The organism is Rhodoferax sp., from assembly GCF_014859475.1.
GTDB lineage: Bacteria > Pseudomonadota > Gammaproteobacteria > Burkholderiales > Burkholderiaceae_C > Rhodoferax.
Genome location: NZ_JACUUE010000343.1, coordinates 1 through 1,483, shown reverse-complemented (window position 1 = coordinate 1,483; position 1,483 = coordinate 1). Strand labels below are relative to the sequence as shown.

The window sequence follows — 1,483 nt, the reverse complement described above, 5'->3', positions numbered from 1 at the left end:
CCACCGCCACCGCAGGCGACCAGCGTCAGCGAGCACAAAGCAAGGGCAAGGTACTTGGTCGGATTGTTCATTTTAAAAATTCCTCACGGTTCATTCGGCTATTTGAATTTTCATCATAGTCTCGGGAATTTGATCCGTGTGTGTCCTGGCGCACCCTCGAACAGAGAATTTGTAAACTTTTGTAACGGTGTCCCGGGCCATAGACCTGAACAAGCGTCCGTCACACCGTGAACGCCTCTGACTGGGAGAAAGCGCGTGCTTGCGGGACAATCGTCACTTCAGCTACCGCTTCAGGACCACGCCATGACCCCGACGTTCAAGATCGATTTTGTCTCCGACATTTCCTGCCCCTGGTGCGCCATCGGCCTGGCGGCGCTGGAACAGGCGCTGGCCAATTTGCAGGGCGAGGTGGCGGCGCAGATCCACGTGCAGCCGTTCGAGCTGAATCCGCAAATGCCCGCCGGCGGCCAGGACATCACCGAGCACCTGACGCAAAAGTATGGCTCCACGCCCGAGCAGCAGGCGCAGATTCGCGAGACCATCCGCCAGCGCGGGGCGGATGTTGGCTTTGCCTTCAACCCGGACGGGCGCGGCCGCATCTACAACACCTTTGACGCGCACCGGCTGTTGCACTGGGCGGGGTTGGCATCATCAGACCGACAACTCGCCCTGAAAAAAGCCCTGCTGCTGGCCTGCCACCGCGACAGCCAGGCGATGGAGGCGCCTGAGGTATTGCTGGCGGCGGTGGCGCAAGCCGGGCTGGACGTGGCGCGTGCCAGCCAAATTCTGGCCAGCGACGAATTGACCGCCGAGGTGCGCACAGCGCAGGCGTTCTACACCGGCCAGGGCATTCACTCGGTGCCGGCGGTCATCATCAACGACCGGCATCTGATCTCGGGCGGCCAGCCCGCGGCCGTGTTCGAGCAGGCGCTGCGCCAGATTGCGACGCAAGCTCCACAAGCGCAAGACTGACAACCCGCGTTGAGAGCGCTACGCGGACAACGCTTGTACCCGAGTGAGTTGGTGCTTGTGGACGCCGGGTTTGCCCCGGAGCACCGGTTTCTCGAAGCGTGACGGGTCGGGCAAAAGGCGCGCCAGCACAGCGCGCACCTGGCTCAGCCTTGGGTCACTGGTGTAGGCGTCATCAGTGGTGTCGTTGATGCAAAAAAAGTCAAGCGCGCCAAACTGCGCCTGCAACTGATCCAACCCGTGGCAGTCATGCAGGTCGCCGCTCGAGACATGTACATGAGCATAGTCGCGCACCGTGGCCAAGGCACAGGCGCGCCTCGGCTTGCCGGCGCTTTTGGCGCCAGGCGGGGTCGTTGCCGTCAACCCAGAGATAGACCACATCAACAGGCGCATGCACAGCCATGGCGTTGTTAGCGTGAAAGAGCATCGTCATTGCGAACGAAGTGACGCAATCCATGGCCCCAAACTGCCTGGACTGCCGCGCTACGCTTTCCATGAACAGCCCCGTCATTGC

General features: G+C 61.6%; 3 protein-coding genes. 1 reads left to right on the top strand and 2 read right to left on the bottom strand.

All coding sequences use genetic code 11. The features are described 5' to 3' along the window. The first annotated feature begins 303 nt into the window (after positions 1-303). Positions 304-972, top strand: a complete 669-nt coding sequence (locus IBX54_RS15105; protein ID WP_296543470.1) for a DsbA family oxidoreductase — start codon at positions 304-306, stop codon at positions 970-972. Between the two features lie 18 nt (positions 973-990). Here IBX54_RS15105 and IBX54_RS15100 read toward each other — a convergent pair whose 3' ends face one another. Both IBX54_RS15100 and IBX54_RS15285 read right to left on the bottom strand, forming a co-directional pair. Next, positions 991-1,263 carry a hypothetical protein gene (locus IBX54_RS15100; protein WP_367141859.1) on the bottom strand — a complete coding sequence of 91 codons (273 nt, stop codon included), beginning with the start codon at positions 1,261-1,263 and terminating at the stop codon, positions 991-993. After that, entirely contained in the window at positions 1,217-1,372 is a 156-nt protein-coding gene (locus IBX54_RS15285) for a Stealth CR1 domain-containing protein (RefSeq protein ID WP_367141858.1), read from the bottom strand. The genes IBX54_RS15100 and IBX54_RS15285 overlap by 47 nt, the downstream gene beginning before the upstream one ends. Positions 1,373-1,483 lie beyond the last annotated feature (111 nt).

What these genes read in the sequence shown, in the direction of transcription:
- IBX54_RS15105 (WP_296543470.1), top strand. Translation starts at nt 304, where the DNA reads ATGACCCCGACGTTCAAGATCGATTTTGTCTCCGACATTTCCTGCCCC.
- IBX54_RS15285 (WP_367141858.1), bottom strand. Translation starts at nt 1,372, where the DNA reads ATGGCTGTGCATGCGCCTGTTGATGTGGTCTATCTCTGGGTTGACGGC.